Source organism: Chitinophaga nivalis, assembly GCF_025989125.1.
Lineage (GTDB): Bacteria > Bacteroidota > Bacteroidia > Chitinophagales > Chitinophagaceae > Chitinophaga > Chitinophaga nivalis.
The window spans coordinates 7483331-7503778 of sequence record NZ_JAPDNR010000001.1 but is presented as its reverse complement, the minus strand read 5'-3'; the positions used below and the strand labels follow the sequence as shown (position 1 = coordinate 7503778).

Annotated in this window: 1 protein-coding gene; it reads left to right on the top strand. The window is 51.7% G+C overall.

The genetic code is table 11. The features are described 5' to 3' along the window. Nucleotides 1-624: 624 nt before the first annotated feature. Entirely contained in the window at nt 625-20427 is a 19803-nt protein-coding gene (locus OL444_RS27245; RefSeq protein WP_264728157.1) for a DUF7927 domain-containing protein, read from the top strand. Nucleotides 20428-20448: the final 21 nt, after the last annotated feature.

The following is a 20448-nucleotide window of genomic DNA, read 5'->3' as shown; positions in this document are numbered from 1 at the left end:
CTGACCGGGAAGATGTATGGCTGAAGGAGTAAAGGGGGAGAAGGGATGTGTTGCATTGTCAAATATTATAAAAAAATATCTGAGTGACCCTGAGCGGAATGTTATACAGTTTATTTACTTTCGTTTCAGGTGCATTGTGAGCAGATATCTTTATAATATAAGTAAACTGCTATCAACTGAAATTTAGTTATGTGAATTTTTCTGAATCAAAAACAATTCTTCTTTTTTTTTGTTTGTCTGTTAATAGATTATAAGTGAAAGCTTATCCGGTTAACCATTAAAGCAGGCCGATAATTGGATTCACGCTTGTGGGTATACGTCAGTCTGACCCCAGATGATGTGTATTTGTCGTATTGATTTTGTGTTGTTTTATTTTTTTATTTTTTCTGGACCCTGAAATCCAGTGTGATGTGTATTGCTGCAAGAGCAATACAGGAGTGTCATGTGCATTAAATAGTATACGAAAACCAGGATAAAAAAACCAAGAGGCGTATGAGAAAATTTTTTACGCTAGGCAATTCTACTACACACCGTTGCTTACCTATGATGCTGCAAAACCGCGGCGTGAGATGTTACAGATACGTTTCACGTTTATTGCTGCTGTTACTGTTTTGTGGTATAGGTGTGAAAAGCACATCAGGACAGGGATTTGGGTTCTCATACTCCTACAGCACCACCAACATTGTACGCATTAACAATGCTACCGGCGCCCTGACGCCGATATTCACCTTTTCTGCCGGTACTATTATCAGTGCCACTGCGTTGGCGGTAGATCTCAACGGTGATATCTATTTCACCAGTGATCAGGTGGCCGGTGCTATCCTGTATAAATTTGTACCCAATGCACCACCGGCAGTCGGTGGTACACTGTCGATAGTTGGTAGTATCACGCCTACATTTGTGGATGGAAGTGGTTTTTCAAGGAATATACAATTCGGGAAACTGGCGTTTAATACCGCGGGGGCCCTTTTTACTATTTGTAATTACAATACTGTTAACGCCGGTAATTTACCGGCGCGACCTTATATCGTTAACCTGAATAAAGCCACTGCCGCGGTAGTATCTACGAATGATATTCCGGTACCCACCGGCGGTCTGGTCGACTTACCCACCAGCGGCGGAGATCTTGACTTCAGTCCTACAGGCAGATTGTTTGTAAGTGGTTCTATCACTGATCCATTTGGTGCTGGTATTGTTTCCATTTGGGAACTGAATGTAACCACAGGTGCGATACTGGGATATAAATCAGTACCGGCGCCTATCCCGGGGTCATTCTCGAATATGTCCGGAATAGGATTTGATTTGCAGGGAAATGTGATTGGTACGGCTACCACTAACAGTTATATTATTAAGATAAACGCTTCGGAATTTTCCGGAGCTACCTGGTCGGGTAACAGCAGTATACCTGTCACCTCAGTAACGGCGCTGAATGGCCCTTTACCCACTTCTTTCGGTGATCTGGGCTCCAATGCCTTCACCATACTGGGACGGGTATACGAAGATGTAAATTATGGTGGCGGCGCAGGCCGGCCATTTGGTACAGCCGGTACGGTAGGCATTCCGAACGCCAGAGTAGAGGTGTATGATGCCTCGGGCTCATTGGAGAATTTCACCAATACATTGGCAGATGGTTCCTATTCAATAGGGGTGAGCAGTAATGGTATTTTCTATATCAGGGTGGTCAATAGTACCGTAAGGTCTACCAGGCCAGGTAATAATGGAACAGAGTTAGGTGTGCAAACATTCAGAGGAGAACGGGTCGTATCCACCACTTTGGTGAATATTGTCAACGAAGTGGGCGGACGAAGTCCGGCAACAGCAGATCCTGGTACGGGTACGATCGGCGGAACTACTTTAAATACCACTACGTTTGCCCTGAGCGGAAGCGTAACAGGTAATGCACAATCTGTATCACAAGCCACCATCAATGCCGCTAATATTGACAATATAAATTTTGGATTTAACTTTTCTACGATTGTCAATACCAATAATACCGGTCAGGGATCATTGCGGCAATTTATTGTCAACAGTAATGTATTGACCAATGCCGGTTTAGATCAGGTAACCAATAGTGTTTTTGATCCGGCGGCGGGCGTGGAAACCAGCATCTTTATGATACCGGACGGCGCTGCTCATCCGGGTATCAACAAGCCTACACAGCTGACGGCAGCCGGAGGCGGCTCCACGGCGCTCTTTAATATCACAGCTTTATTGCCGGTAATTACCGACGCCAATACCAGTATTGATGGCCGTACACAAACGGCGAATATTGCCAATAGTCAGACAGGCGTAGCCGGTAGTCCGGGTACCCAGGTCGGAGTAGACCTGATTGCTTTACCAGGTGTGCAAAGACCGGAAGTAGAAATCCGGTGGAACGGTGCGGCGGGTACTGCTGCCTATGGGCTGCAGACAACCGGCGCCAATGATATTATCCGTGGCATTGCGATCAATCGTTTTGGTACCGGCGCCTTTACCGGCGCCAACATTATTGGGGGTAGCAGCAATGGATTGATTACTGAAAATATAGTGGGTGGTTCTGCCGTATCTACCAATACAGAAGCGGCAGGTAGCAACCCGGGTAGTAACATCACTTTTGCTACCGGTGCAAATGGAACCAGCGTTACCAATAATATTATTTCCAGAGCCGATTTCTTTGGTATACATAATAATACCACTTCCACGGCCAGAAGCCTGACCATCAGTGGTAATGAAATCCTGAATAACGGTAACGGCAACAACACGGCCGGTGCAGTGGGTAACAGTGGCGCAGGGATAGAACTGATACATACAGCGTTGCCAGGTACGCCTGATAATAATATCATTATCAATAACAGTATCGCCAATAACGGGCAGCAGGGTTTGCAGGTGAACTTTGGCAATATACTGACCATTACCAATAATACTTTTTCCGGTAATGGTATCTTGCCATCACCCATTGGTACACAATTACTGGAACTGGACAATATAGGACTGCTGTCTACCACCAATGCAACGCTCACGAAAAATGTGATTACCGGTGCGGCTTCTTCCGGTGTGGCAGTGATTTTCCCCACATCTGCCAGTAACAAAATCTCACAGAATAGTATTTATAATAATGCCGGATTAGGGATAGATCTTGATCCTGCCAATGGGGCAACAGATGTAGTAACACCGAATGATAACGGTGACGGTGACGCGGGCCCCAACGGATTACTCAACTTCCCCGTGGTCACTTCTGCGGTGATTGTAGGTACCAACCTGGTTGTGACCGGCTTTTCCGGTCCGGGTACTACCATCGAATTGTTCCGGGCCGACCGGGATGGTAGCTTTTCGCCTACACCACCCCTAAGCCCTAATCCATTACCTGGTACTTTCACCAACCTGAGAGGGTTTGGTGAAGGACGTACGTATCTCCTTACCTTACAGGAAGGAGGCACGGTTTCCGGTATTACAGACCAGGATGCAACAACCGGTGTGTATACAGATGATGGTACCGGTGTGATAGGTAACAGAACAGAGAACAGGTTCCGTTTCGTTATTCCATTGGCCAGCATACCGGGAGTGGCGTTGAATGCCTTACTCACGGCTACGGCTACGGATGCGAGCAACAATACTTCTGAATTCAATGGCGTGATGCCGGTGGTAAACGGAGATATGGGGGATGCGCCTAATAGTTATGGTACCCTGGCAGCCGCCAATGGTCCGGTACATCCTTCATCGCCGAATCTGCGTATCGGTGCTACCATCGATGTCGAAGCAGATGCCGCGGCAGTAGCAGCGGGTACGGATGCCAATACGCCAAATGGTGATGGGGCAGATGAAGATGGTATCACGGCGCCACTGCCGGCATTGAATGCAGCCAGCACCACGTATAGCCTTACCTTCCCGGTGACCAATACAACTGGACAAACCGCCAATGTAGCCGGCTGGATCGACTTTAACCGCAATGGTACTTTCGAAGCGGCGGAAGGGATATTAGGCACCGTGGCTAATAATGGAACCAGCGCTACTTTAACCTGGAGTAATACCAATACCCTGATTACCGGCGCCGGCTTAACAGGTGGTATCACCTACGCCCGGCTGCGTATCACCACAGATCCGCTGACAACCGCCGATTTTGTGGGTATTAAAGTAGGTGGGGAAGTGGAAGATTACAGCCTTACCATGAGCCGCGCCTATGATCTGTCTATTACCAAAACAGATAATCCGGATCCGGTAGTAGCAGGCCAGGCATTGACCTACACCCTCACAGTCACTAATAATGGCACGTCTGCAGTAGCGCCGGCGGATATTATAACGGTAACGGATAATCTGCCTGCAGGTTTTACCGCCAATACCTATACGCCAAGTGCAGGTACCTATACCAGTGGTACAGGCGCCTGGACAGGCCTGACGCTGACCACCGGTCAGAGTGCAACGATTGCCATTGCTGGTACTGTATCTCCAACCGCTACAGGTACCCTGAATAATACGGCTATCGTTAAAACACCTGCCGGCGTGGTAGATCCACAGATCACCAATGATACGGCCAGACAAAGTACTACTATCAGCAGAGTGGTAGACCTGGCGCTGGCGAAAACGGCTGCACCGAAACCAGCGGTAGCAGGTCAGGCATTAACCTACACCATTACGTTAACGAATAATGGTCCGAGTTCCCTGATACCAGCAGATATTACTACGCTGACGGATAATCTGCCTGCAGGTTTCACAGCCACCACCTTTACACCGAGTGCAGGTACATATACCAGTGGTACCGGCGCCTGGACGGGACTGAGTCTCGCTACCGGCCAGAGTGCAACGCTCACCATTGCCGGTACGGTAAGTGCAACGGCTACGGGTACCCTCACCAATACGGTAACGGCTACACCGCCGCCGGGTACTACCGACCCAACACCGCCAACCGCAACGGATAATACCCCGATCGATCGCGTCGTGGATCTGGCATTGGCGAAAACCGCTTCGCCGAAACCAGCGATTGCCGGTCAGACCCTGACTTATACCATTACTTTAACCAATAATGGCCCCAGTGCCCTGGTACCGGCAGATGTCACCACGCTGACGGATAACCTGCCTGCGGGCTTTACGGCTACGACGTTTACACCAAGTGCAGGTACCTACACCAGTGGTACGGGCGCCTGGACCGGCTTAAGCCTGGCTACCGGCCAGAGTGCTACCCTGACGATTGTTGGCACAGTGAGTGCAACGGCTACGGGTACCCTCACCAATACGGTAACGGCTACACCGCCGGCAGGTACAACGGATCCGACACCACCAACAGCTACAGACAATACTACTATAGACCGGGTGGTAGACCTGAACCTGGCTAAAACCGCCAGTCCTAAACCAGCAGTGGCCGGACAGGCATTTACCTATACGATTACTTTATCCAATGCAGGCCCGAGTTCCATACTGCCTGCAGATGTAGTGAGCATCACCGATAATTTACCCGCCGGATTTACGGCCAGCACCTTTACACCAAGTGCAGGTACGTATACCAGCGGTACCGGCGCCTGGACTGGCTTAAGTCTGGCTACCGGCCAAAGCGCTACCCTCACCATTGCGGGTACCGTCAATGCAAACTTCACCGGCACCAGCTTAACCAATACGGTAACAGCTACACCGCCTGCCGGCACCACCGATCCAACACCACCAACGGCAACGGATAATACTACCGTAAACCGGGTAATGGACCTGGCGCTGGCTAAAACGGCATCGCCGAAACCAGCGGTAGCCGGTAATGCCTTAACCTATACGATTACCTTAACGAATAATGGTCCGGCAACACTGTTACCGGCCGATATTACTACGCTGACAGATAACCTGCCAGCAGGTTTCACGGCTACCTCCTTTACACCGAGTGCTGGTACGTATACCAGTGGTACCGGCGAGTGGACAGGCCTGACGCTGACAACCGGCCAGAGTGCTACTATCACCATTGCAGGTACCGTAAGTGCCAGCGCTACCGGTAGTTTAACCAATACGGTAACGGCTACACCGCCTGCTGGCACCACCGATCCAACTCCGCCTACCGCTACAGACAATACAACGATTGATCGTATTATAGACCTGAATCTGGCGAAGACCGGTAGTCCAAAACCTGCCGTAACCGGTCAGGCATTTACCTACATCATTACCCTGTCTAACGCAGGACCTGGTACCGTGTTGCCGACCGATGTGGTAACACTGACAGATAATTTACCAGCTGGCTTCACCGCCACTACCTTTACGCCAAGTGCAGGTACCTATAACAGTGGTGCTGGCACCTGGACGGCGCAGACACTGGCCGCTGGCCAAAGTGCAACCCTCACCATTGCGGGTACCATCGATGCAGGCTTTACCGGCACCAGCTTAGTCAATACGGTAACGGCTACACCACCTGCAGGTACCACCGATCCAACACCACCGACGGCAACGGATAATACCACCGTAAACCGGGTAATGGACCTGGCGCTGGCGAAAACCGCTTCGCCGAAACCAGCAGTGGCAGGACAAACCCTGACTTACACCATCACTTTAACCAATAATGGTCCGGCAGCCCTGTTACCGGCTGACGTAACCACCCTGACCGACAACCTGCCTGCAGGTTTCACCGCTACTTCCTTTACGCCGGCTGCAGGTACCTATACCAGCGGTACAGGCGAATGGACCGGGCTGAGTTTAACTGCCGGACAAAGCACTACTTTAACCATCGTGGGTACAGTGAGTGCAACGGCTACGGGTACACTGACCAATACGGTAACGGCTACACCGCCACCGGGAGCTACCGATCCAACACCGCCAACGGCCACTGATAACACCACGATAGATCGTATCGTGGATCTGGCGCTGGCGAAAACCGCTTCACCGAAACCAGCGTTGGCAGGTCAGGCATTGACTTATACGATTACGTTAACGAATAATGGTCCTGCTGCGCTGTTGCCGGCAGATATCACCACATTAACGGATAACTTACCGGCAGGCTTCACAGCTACCACCTTTACGCCAAGCGCTGGTACCTATACCAGTGGTACAGGCGAATGGACCGGCTTAAGCCTCGGTACCGGCCAGAGTGCCACCCTCACCATTGCAGGTACCGTGAGTGCAACGGCTACGGGTACACTGACCAACACGGTAACGGCTACACCGCCGGCAGGTACCACCGATCCAACACCGCCAACCGCAACCGATAATACCCCGATCGATCGCGTCGTGGATCTGGATCTGGCAAAAACTGCTTCGCCGAAACCGGCTGTGGCAGGACAAACCCTGACTTACACCATTACTTTAACCAATAACGGACCTACGTCTTTACTGCCGGCAGATGTGACGACAGTAACCGATAACTTACCAGCCGGCTTTACGGCCACTACCTACACTGCCAGTGCAGGTACCTATAATAGTGGTACCGGCGCCTGGAGCGGCTTAAACCTGGCCACCGGTCAAAATGCAACGCTCACCATTGTGGGTACCGTAAGTGCCACTGCTACGGGTAGTCTGACTAATACGGTAACGGCTACACCGCCAACCGGCACCACCGATCCAACACCACCTACAGCAACCGATAATACACCAATAGATCGTGTGCTGGACCTGGATCTGGCGAAAACCGCTTCACCAAAACCAGCGGTAGCAGGTCAGGCATTGACCTATACCATTACCTTAACGAATAATGGTCCTGCTGCGCTGTTGCCGGCAGATGTAACCACTGTGACGGATAATTTACCAGCTGGCTTTACCGCTACTACCTACACGCCAAGTGCAGGTACTTACAACAGTGGTACGGGGGCCTGGAGTGGTTTAAGCCTGGCAGCGGGTCAGACAGCTACCCTCACCATTGCAGGTACTGTGGATGCTGGTGCTACAGGTAGTCTGGCCAATACGGTAACGGCTACACCGCCAACCGGTACCACCGATCCAACACCACCAACCGCTACAGATAATACACCAATAGACCGTATCCTTGATCTGGGACTGGCGAAAACCGCCTCACCAAAACCAGCGGTAGCAGGTCAGACATTGACATACACTATTACCTTAACGAATAATGGTCCTGCTGCGCTGTTGCCGGCAGATGTGACCACTGTAACGGATAATTTACCGGCTGGCTTTACCGCTACTACCTACACGCCAAGTGCAGGTACTTACAACAGTGGTACAGGCGCCTGGAGTGGTTTGAGCCTGACAGCAGGTCAGACCGCTACGTTGACGATTGTAGGTACCGTGAGTGCCACCGCTACGGGTAGTCTGGCCAATACAGTAACGGCTACACCGCCAACCGGTACGACCGACCCAACACCGCCAACCGCTACAGACAATACACCGATAGACCGTATCCTGGATCTGGGACTGGCGAAAACCGCCTCACCAAAACCAGCGGTTGCAGGTCAGACATTGACCTATACGATTACATTAACGAATAATGGTCCTGCTGCGCTGTTGCCGGCAGATGTGACCACTGTAACGGATAACTTACCGGCTGGCTTTACCGCTACTACCTACACGCCAAGTGCAGGGACTTACAATAGCGGTACGGGCGCCTGGAGTGGCTTAAGCCTGGCAGCAGGTCAGACGGCTACGTTGACGATTGTTGGTACCGTAAATGCCACCGCTACGGGTAGTCTGGCCAATACGGTAACGGCTACACCGCCGCCCGGTACGACCGATCCTACACCGCCGACTGCAACGGATAATACGCCGATAGATCGTATCCTGGATCTGGGACTGGCGAAAACGGCATCGCCGAAACCAGCCATTGCAGGTCAGGCATTGACATATATCATCACACTGACGAATAATGGTCCTGCCGCACTGTTGCCGGCAGATGTGACCACAGTAACGGATAATTTACCAGCTGGCTTTACGGCTACTTCCTACACCCCAAGCGCAGGTAATTATACCAGCGGCACAGGTGCCTGGAGCGGATTAAGCCTGGCAGCCGGTCAAACAGCTACACTGACTATTGCAGGTACAGTGGATGCCGGTGCTACGGGCAGCCTGGCCAATACGGTAACGGCTACACCGCCACCCGGTACTACTGATCCAACACCGCCAACTGCTACAGACAACACACCAATAGACCGTGTGCTGGATCTGGCGCTGGCGAAAACCGCTTCGCCGAAACCGGCAGTAGCGGGTCAGGCATTGACCTATACGATTACGTTAACGAATAATGGTCCTGCTGCGCTGTTGCCGGCAGATGTGACCACAGTAACGGATAACTTACCAGCTGGCTTCACCGCCACCACTTATACTGCCAGTGCAGGTACCTATAACAGTGGTACCGGTGCCTGGAGCGGCTTAAGTCTGACTGCAGGTCAGAGCGCAACCATTACCATTGCAGGTACTGTCAGCGCTACTGCTACCGGTACTTTAGCCAATACGGTAACGGCTACACCGCCAACCGGTACCACCGATCCAACACCACCGACTGCAACGGATAATACACCAATAGATCGTGTGCTGGATCTGGGACTGGTGAAAACGGCATCGCCGAAACCAGCGGTAGCAGGTCAGGCATTGACCTACACCATTACCTTAACCAATAATGGTCCTGCCGCATTGTTGCCGGCAGATGTGACTACGGTTACCGATAATTTACCGGCAGGTTTCACCGCTGATACCTACACCGCCAGTGCAGGTACCTATAACAGCGCTACCGGCGCCTGGAGCGGTTTGAGCCTGGCAGCAGGTCAAAGCGCTACGATTACTATTGCAGGTACTGTGAATGCAACGGCTACCGGTAATCTGACTAATACGGTAACGGCTACACCGCCAACCGGTACCACCGATCCAACACCACCTACCGGCACAGATAATACGCCGATAGATCGTATCGTGGATCTGGCGCTGGCGAAAACCGCTTCACCAAAACCAGCGGTGGCCGGTCAGGCATTGACTTATACCATTACATTAACCAATAATGGTCCGGCAGCCCTGTTACCGGCTGATATCACCACTGTTACAGATAATCTGCCGGCAGACTTCACGGCAGATACCTATACACCAAGTGCGGGTAGCTACAACAGCACCACCGGCGCCTGGAATGGATTAAGCCTGGCAGCAGGTCAAAGCGCTACCCTCACCATTGTAGGTACTGTGAATGCGGATGCTACGGGTAGTCTGGCTAATACGGTAATCGCTGTACCGCCAACCGGTACCACCGATCCGACACCGCCTACTGCAACAGACAACACACCAATAGACCGTGTACTGGATCTGGTACTGGCAAAAACTGCTTCACCGAAACCAGCAGTGGCCGGTCAGACATTGACCTATACGATTACCTTAACGAATAATGGTCCTGCTGCGCTGTTGCCGGCAGATGTAACCACCGTGACGGATAATTTACCAGCTGGCTTTACGGCTACCAGCTATACCCCAAGTGCAGGTAACTACAACAGTGGTACCGGCGCCTGGAATGGTTTAAGCCTGACAGCAGGTCAGAGCGCTACTATCACTATTGTGGGTACACTGGCAGCTACAGCTACCGGTAATATCACCAATACGGTAACGGCTACACCGCCGCCGGGAACCACCGATCCGACACCGCCTACTGCTACCGATAATACACCGATAGACCGCGTACTGGATCTGGGTCTGGTGAAAACAGCTTCACCGAAACCAGCGGTGGCAGGAGAAGCATTGACGTATACCATTACCTTAACGAATAATGGTCCAGCCGCACTGTTACCGGCAGATGTAACCACCGTGACCGATAACTTACCGGCAGGCTTCACAGCCAACTCCTATATTACCAGTGCAGGTACCTTTAACAGTACTACCGGCGCCTGGAGTGGCTTAAGCCTGGCAGCAGGTCAGAACGCAGTGCTCACCATCGTGGGTACTGTGAATACCAATGCTACCGGTAGTCTTACCAATACCGCAACGGCTACACCGCCGCCGGGTACCACCGATCCAACACCGCCATCCACTACGGATGTGACCAACCTGGATCTGGTGGCAGATCTGGCTGTTACCAAAACAGATGGCGTTACAACCTATACGCCAGGTACCGATGTGGTATACACCATTGTGGTGAGCAACAACGGACCTTCTGATGTAACCGGTGCAACGGTGAGCGATCCGCTGCCAACAGGTATTACCGTGGCCAACTGGTCTGCGGTACCGGGTGCCGGCGCAGCCGTACCAGCCAATAGTGGGTCTGGTGGCATCAATCAGACGGTAAACATACCGGCCGGCAGTAAGATAACGTATACGCTTACACTGACAGTACCATCCGGATTTACCGGTAACCTGAGCAATACCGCCAGTGCTACCGTACCTACGGGTGTAACTGATAATACGCCTGGTAATAATACCATCACCGATACAGATACCTACGATCCGCAGTATGACCTGAAAGGGGTGAAAACAGCACCTGCCAGCGTAAGTGCGGGTACAGCTATTCAGTTTACTATTACATTTACCAACAACGGTCCTTCCGATGTAAATGATGCTGTCATTACAGATAATGTACCGGCACCGATCAGCGGTGTAACCTGGACCGCACAGGTAGAAGGTGCGGCCACGGTAGCTACTGCAAGCGGCGCAGGTAATAACATCAGTTTCAACGGTGATATTCCGGCAGGTGCCGCCAATAAAATTGTACTGACCATCAACGGTACGGTACAACCTGGTGCTACCGGCGTATTGAATAATGAAGCAGCTATCACACCAACCGGCAAACCACCGGTGCCTACCAATAAAACCAATACCACCATACTGAATACCACCGGTATCAATGTGGTGAAAACAGGACCGGCCTCCGGATCTGTATCTGCTGGTAATACCATTACCTATCATGTGCTGGTAACCAATGCCGGCCCAAGTGATGCCGTAGATGTGGTGATCAGCGACGTGGTTCCTGCTACTATTACAGGTGTAACCTGGGTGGCTACGCCAGGTGGTGCAGCTACTATCAATAGTGGCAGCCCGCAGAACGGCACAGGTAATAACATCAATCTCACCGCTGGTATTCCGGCAGGAACCGGCAATCAGATAGATATAACGATCACCGGTACGGTGCCGTCATCTACACCGGCAGGTAGCGTTACCAATACCGCTACGGCTACTGCCGCAGGTGGTAATCCGGTTAGCAGCCAGGTACAAACCAATATCACCAACGATCCGGGTCTGGTAGTGGTGAAAAAAGGTCCGGCTGTACTGGATGCAGGTGAAAACATTACGTACACCATTGAAGTCACCAATAATGGTCCTTCTGATGCAGTAGGCGCCATTGTTACAGATAATATTCCTGCACAGGTACTGAACACTGCCTGGACCAGTTCCGTGGTAGGTGGTGCTACCATTACCGCCGGCGGCGCAGGTACAGGTAATAACCTGAACCTCACAGCCAACATCCCGGCAGGTGCAGGCAACGGTATCATCATTGTAGTAACCGGCAAAGCCGATCCGGCCATCAGTGCTACGCTGCGCAATACAGCTCATGTACAGGTGCCAGGTAAACCGGCTATACCGTCCAATGAAATTACCACAGTAGTAAGCCTGAATCCGTCCCTGCAACTGACCAAGGCCGGTCCGGCTACCATCAGTGGTGGTGAACAGCTGACCTACACCCTGGTATTATCCAATGCAGGTCCGAGCAATGTAACAGGTGCCGTGATTGCAGATGCAGTACCAGCTGAACTGAGCAACATTGTTGTCAGCACAGCCACCTCCGGTGATGCGCAGGTAAGCAGCAGCAGTGTAACAGGTAATACCGTGAATGTCACCGGTAATGTAGCCGCTGGTAGTGGCAATACCATTACGGTAACGATCTCCGGTAAAGTAGCAGCTGACTTCAAAGGTCAGATCACCAACACCGCTACGGTAACACCGCCAGGTTTACCGGTGGTGACCAGTAATCCGGTAACAACTACGGTTACCAATGATCCGCTGGTACAGGTGAAGAAGAGCGGACCAGCCAACCTCAGTGCCGGCCTGCCAATCAGCTACACGATTGAAGTAACCAATGCCGGTCCGTCTGATGCGGCGGATGTGGCCATCACAGATAATATTCCTGCGGGTATCCAGAATGCTACCTGGACAGCTACGGCTACAGGTACAGGTACTACCGTGGGTACGCCTTCCGGTACTGGTAATGTAAGCCTCACCGGCAATATCCCGGCAGGAAGCGGCAACAAGATCACCATCACGGTAACAGGCCGGGTGGATGCATCCTACAGCGGACAGCTGGTGAATACGGTAACAGCAGGCGTACCAGGTGGCACACCGGCAACTGCCAATGCTACCACCAACATCACCGTAGATGCGGGTATAAATATCAGTAAGAGTGGTCCGGCTGCGATCAGCGCAGGACAACAGATTACGTATACTGTACTGGTCAGCAACAGTGGTCCTTCCAATGCGACCAACGTGGCCATTACCGATAATGTACCGGCACAGATACAAAATGTTACCTGGACAGCCGTACCATCCGGCACAGGTACCAGTGTAAGTGCTACTACCGGCACAGGTAGTGTGAACGTGACTGGTAATATTCCGGCAGGTGGTGGTAATACCATTACCATTACGATACATGGTACCGTAGATCCGGCCTTCACCGGTACGGTCAATAATATCGCAACGGCTGTACCTCCGGGAGAACCACCGGTAGTAACGCCGCCGACAACAACTGAAGTGACGAAAGATCCTGCTATCAGGATTGCGAAGAGTGGTCCGGATAATATCAGTGCAGGGGCACCGGTAACCTACACCATTGATGTGACCAACAGTGGCCCATCCAATGCAACAGGTGTAGTCATCGCTGATAATGTGCCGGCTGGTCTGCAGAATGTAACCTGGACCGCTGCTACCAATGGCACCGGTACTACAGTAAGTGCTGCCAGTGGTACAGGAAGCATCAATATTACCGGCGATATTCCGGCAGGTAACGGTAACAGTATCCGACTGACTATTCAGGGTACCGTTGATCCGGCCTTTACCGGTACGCTGGTGAATACCGCTACTGCTGCTGCACCAGGTAAAACACCGGCTACCAGCACCAAGAATACAACCGTTACCAACGATCCGAATGTTAGGATTACGAAGAATGCACCGGCTGCCATAGCTGCCGGACAACCGATCACTTACACCATTGTGGTGGAAAATGATGGTCCGTCCAATGCTACGGGTGTGGCCATCGCAGATAATATTCCAGCCGGAATACAGAACGTAACCTGGGTAGCTAATACTACCGGTACAGGTACGATTGCCAGTCCGAACAGTGGTACAGGTAATGTAAATATTACCGGAGATATTCCTGCCGGTGCAGGTAATGTGATTACGATAGAAGTGAAAGGCACCGTGAATCCTGCCCTCACCGATGCTACCCTGGTGAATACCGCTACGGCTACCGTACCAGGTAAAACACCAGCTACCAGCACTACTAATACTGCAGTGGATAAAGTGAGTGATCTGAAGATTGTGAAGAGTGGTCCGCAGCAGGTAGTAGCCGGCCAGCAGGTAACCTATAACATTACAGTGACCAACGATGGTCCGGGTGATGTGGTGGCCGCCACCATCAATGATGTGGTACCAGCTGCTATCCGTAATGTCACCTGGACAGCCACCGCTAACGGTAGCGGCACTACGATCAGTGCAGCCGCCGGCAACGGTAACAATATTGCCCTCACCGGTAATATCCCGGCCAGTGATGCCAACAGCATTACGCTGGTGGTAACCGGTCAGCTGGATCCTGCCTTTACCGGTACGCAGATCAGTAATACCGCAACGGCTACACCGCCGCCAGGTACCGACGATCCGACACCGGCTACCAGCAATGTCACCAGCAACGTCACCAAAGAAACCGACCTGGTGATTGTGAAAACAGGTCCGGCTAATAAAGGTGCTGGTCAGGCAATTACCTACCGGCTGGAAATTACCAACAACGGATTGTCTGATGTAACCGGCGCTACTATTCAGGATATCATTCCTGCAGCGATCAACGGTATTACCTTTACCACCGCCACCAATGGTACGGCATCGGTAAGCAACAGTAACCTCAGCGGCCATACGTTGAATATCACCGGTAACATTGCGGCCGGCACCGGCAACAGTATCATCGTGGATATCAATGGTACCGTGGATGCGGGTACACCTGCAGGCGATATTACCAATACCGCTACGGTGACACCACCAGCCGGTGTGACAGAAACCATACCGGGTACCAATACCAGCAACATTACCACCGCTATCAATACAGACGTTGGGCTGCAGGTAAGTAAGAGTGGTCCGGCTATCGCCAACATCGGTGATAAGATCACCTATACGATAGAAGTCACCAACACAGGTGCTTCCGACGCAACATCGGTAGACATCACCGATCCGGTGCCTGCAGAAATAACCAATGTTACCTGGACAGCCGTAGCTACCGGTAACGGTGGTACAACTGTCAGCACACCAGGCGGCAGCGGTAATAACATTGCCTTCACCGCTAATATTGAAGGTACTACCAACGGTCCGGGTAAGGTATTACTCACCATCACCGGTACCATATCACCAGCCAGTGGTTCCAGTATTGTAAATACGGTTACCGCAGAATTTAATGGTGAAAAACAAAGCACCTTCACGACAGCAGTCAATAAATCTGCAGATATCAGAATTGCGAAAGCAGGTCCGGCGCGTATCAGTGCAGGCCAGCAGATTACCTACACCATTGATGTCACCAACGCAGGTCCTGCAGATGCTGCCGGTGTAGTCATCGCCGATAATGTACCGGCACAGATACAAAATGTAAGCTGGTCTGTAGTGGCCTCCGGTGGCGCTAATACGCCGGTAGCTACAGGAACAGGCAACGCTATCAATCTCACGGCTACCATACCGGCGAAAGCAGGTAGTGTAAGGGTAACTGTTACCGGTATCGTAGATCCGGCTTATACTGGTACCCTGATCAATACGGCTACTGCTACACCGCCGGCCAGCACACCGGATCCGTCTCCGGCTACCAGCACGGTAACCACCAATGTGGAAAATGAACCAGGACTGGAAGTGGTGAAGAGTGGACCAGCCACGCTGGCATCCGGACAAACCATTACTTACACCGTAGTGGTAAGAAATACCGGCGCCTCCAATGCAACAAATGTGACCATCTCCGATGTGGTACCGGCAGCAATAGAACAGGTGAGCTGGAAAGCCGTGGCCAACGGTGCAGGTGCTAACATCACCGGTGTAGACAATGGTACCGGCAATAATGTAACGGTAACCGGTAATATCAACGCAGGTGGTACAGACGAAATACGCATCGTCATCACGGGTGTGGCAAATCCGTCCTTCACAGGTACGCTCACCAATACCGCTACTGCTACACCGCAGGGAGGTACAACCGTAAGCAGTCCGCCGGTAACAACGGTAGTAAGCAGCCAGTCTGCCCTGCATATGACGAAGAGCGGACCAGCGAAGATTGCCGCCGGCCAGGATATTACCTATACCCTGGTAGTGACCAACAGTGGTCCTTCCAATGCAGGTAATATCAACATAACAGATAATGTACCGGCTGCGGTGACGAATGTGAAATGGACAGCTGTTGCTACGGGCACAGGTACCAATATCACCGGCAGCAGCACTGGTAGCGGCAATAACATTACCATTACCGGCAACCTTGCAGCAGGTGCAGCCAACAATATCAGTGTAACCATTACCGGTACCGTAGATGCTTCCTTCAACGGTACGCTGGATAATACGGCGGCTGTCAATACACCTGGCGGTACACCGGTAACCAGCAAGGTAACAACTACAGTAGGCAACACCTCCGGTATACAGGTGATTAAGAGCGGACCATCCGCAGTGAATGGTGGTGAACCGATTGTATACACCATTGATGTCACCAATGCAGGTCCTTCCAATGCGACCAACGTGAATATTTCCGATGCAGTACCGGCACAGATACAAAATGTAACCTGGACAGCCGCAGCTACCGGCGCAGGTACCAGTGTGGTAAGCGGCGGTAGTGGCAGTGGTAATAATGTACAGCTGACTGCCAACATACCGGCAGGTACCGGCAATAAGATCACGATTACCATCAGTGGCCTGGTAGATCCTGCCTTCAGCGGCACTATCAGCAACAGCGCTACTGCAGTGCCTCCGGGAGAACCACCGGTAACCAGTGTACCGGTAATTACCAAAGTAGGTAATGTACCAGGCCTGCATATCAGTAAGAGTGCACCATCGGCTGCACTGGCGAGCGAAGTGATTACCTACACCGTTAAGGTAACCAACAGTGGTCCGGGCAACGCCATCGGCGCCGTGATTACCGATGCGGTATCGGCAGCACTCACCAATGTAAGCTGGACAGCGACCGCACAGGGTGCTGCTACGATTACAGCAGGTGCAAATGGTACCGGTAACAACGTATCTGTAACAGGTAATGTACCGGCGGGCGCCAATGATGCCATCATCGTACTCATCACAGGTAAAATTGATAACAACTATAGCGGACCACTGAAAAACGTAGCCGTGGTAACACCTCCGGGTAAACCACCGGTTCCGACAGATACCAGCACTACCCAGGTACAACGTTCCTTCGACATACAGGTCGTGAAGAGCGGTCCGGCCCAGATAGCTGCAGGTGGTAATATCACCTACACAGTAGATGTAACTAACCAGGGTCCTGGTAATGCAGATGCCATCACGATCAATGATGTGGTACCTGCGGATATCACGGTGCAGAACTGGAGTATCGCTACCATCAGTGGTACGGCTACTGTCACCGGCCCAACCAGCGGCACAGGTAATAATATCAACATCCAGACATCCCTGAGCAGTGGTGGTCAGGTACGTGTAACCATCACCGGTATAGTGAAACAAACGGCTAACAGTACAGTAACCAATACCGCGAACGTAACCCTGCCGCCAGGTGTGGTAGATCCGACACCGGATAACTCCAGCACCGTGGTAACGAAGGTGGTACGTGAGCCAGGAGTAAGACTCAGCAAAACAGGACCAGCTACCGTGCGTGCAGGGGAAACCTTCAGCTACGTGGTAGAAGCTACTAACCTGGGACCAAGTGATGCAACAGGCGTACAGATCACCGATGTGGTGCCGGCTGACCTCCAGCAGGTAACCTGGCTGGCAACTGCTGCAGGCAACGCTACGATCACCAGCGGCGCCAATGGTACCGGTAATAATGTAAGCCTCACCGGTAACATAGGAGCAGGCACCGGTAATCTCATCCGCATCCTCATCACAGGTAAAGTACCGGCTGATTTCGGAGGTACCTTAAGCAATACGGCTACCGCCAATGTACCGGGTGTTACACCGCCGGTTACTACACCACCGGTAGTGACTACCGTGACGAAGGAAGCAGATCTGCGGATCACCAAAACAGGTCCGGGCACTGTTATCCAGGGTAAGAACATCACGTATGTACTGGTAGTGGAAAATGAAGGACTGGCTACCGTGAATGGCGCTACTATCCAGGATATCGTACCTGCCGGCATCGGTAATGTAACAGCAACTGTTGCAGCACAGAGCGGCGGCGCGAGCGGAACGGTACTGCAGGTCAATAACAACACAGTGAGTGGTACCATTGCCAATATACCGGCAGGTGGTGCAGTGAATATAGAAATCAAAGGGGTAGTGAACGATATCAACACCCTGCGTAATACAGCTACGGTAACACCACCGGCAGATGTGAAAGATCCGGTGCCAGGCAATAACACCAGCACTACCGTAGAAACACAGGTGATACCATCCGCTAAATTACGTATACGCAAATCCGTTAGTCCGGCAGGTCCTTACAGTGCAGGTCAACAGATTACCTACACCCTGGATATCCAGAATGACGGTCCGGGTGCAGTGAATCCGGTGAAAGTAACGGATGTATTGTCTGGTGCAGCTACTGGCGCAGTAGTATTGGGTACGCCATCGAAAGGTAATGCTACCTATGATGCCGCTACCGGTACCATCAGCTGGAACGCCGGTCTGCTGACTAACGGACAAACCGCTACCCTCAGCTATAATGTAACGCTGAAAGCAACCGGTAACCTGAATAACGTAGCCATCGTAGCTGGTCCACCGGATGTATCTACACCGGATACAGCGAGGGTAACCATCCCAGTCAGGAAATATGCTGACCTGGCCGTTACGAAAACAGGTCCGGCGGGTGTGATACAAGGTAAAGGCATTACCTACACGGTAGAAGTGAGGAACAATGGCCTGTCTGATGCAAATGGTGCGACCATACAGGATGTGGTACCGGCAGGTATCAGTAATGTAGCCGCCACCATCATCAGTGAAACAGGCGGTGTATCCGGCACAACGCTGAATGTAAATGGTAACACGGTGAATGCCGCAGTAGCGCAGTTCCCGGCAGGAGGTATCGTCAACATCGCTATCACAGGTATTGTAACGGGTACAACTACCCTGAGCAATACGGCTACGGTAACACCACCGCCAGATGTAACGGATACCGTACCAGGCAACAACGTGACGCCACCGGTAGTAACACCGGTAACGCCAACGGCTAAACTGCAGATCACCAAAGAAGTAACACCGGCAGAAGAAAGCTACAACCCGGGACAACAGATCACGTATACCCTGAAGGTCACCAATACCGGTGCAGGCAATGCGGATCAGGTACTGGTAACAGATGAGCTGCCAGCCGGCATCCTCTCTGCTCCAACACTGGGTACACCAGGTAAAGGAACGGCCAGCTACAACACGGCGAACCGCGTCATCACCTGGACCATAGGTGACCTGGCGAATGGACAGTCAACCACCCTCACTTACCAGGTGACAATTCTGGAAACAGGTAGTGTGAGAAATGTGGCCATCGCCAAAGGCAGACCAGATGTGGTGATTCCTGATACCGTGGTGAATATCATCAGTGCAGGTAAAGCTGCCGATCTCACCATCGCGAAAGGTATCACTACCAATACACCATATACTGTCGGACAACGTATAGACTACAGCGTTACCATCAGCAACAAAGGACCGAATACCGCTACCGGTGTACTGGTAACAGATGCACTGCCGGCCAACCTCGGTGAACCATCCAGTATCCTCGCTGATAAAGGCAATGCCGTATACGATCCGGCTTCCAGAACCATCCGCTGGAATGTGGGTAGCCTGACTAATGGAGAAACAATCCGGTTGACCTTCCATGTACAGATTACCGGTGGCGGGGACCTGATCAATACCGCTACGGTGAAAGGTAACGAGCCTGATCCGGATATGTCATCCAATACCGCTACTTCCAGAGCAACCGTAGGAGGTGACCTGTTCATACCAAATGTGATCACACCTAATGGCGACGGTAAAAATGATCGGTTTGTCATTCCGGGACTCAACAAATATCCGGGTAGCAGCCTGTTCATCTACAACCGTTGGGGTAACATGGTATACCAGAGCAAAAACTACGATAACAAGTGGGATGGACATGAACTGAATGAAGGTACCTACTACTACATACTGAAACTGAATACACCGCAGGGAGAAAGAAATTATAAAGGCTGGATTGAATTGTTGCGGTAATAAACTTAATAGTAATGAATA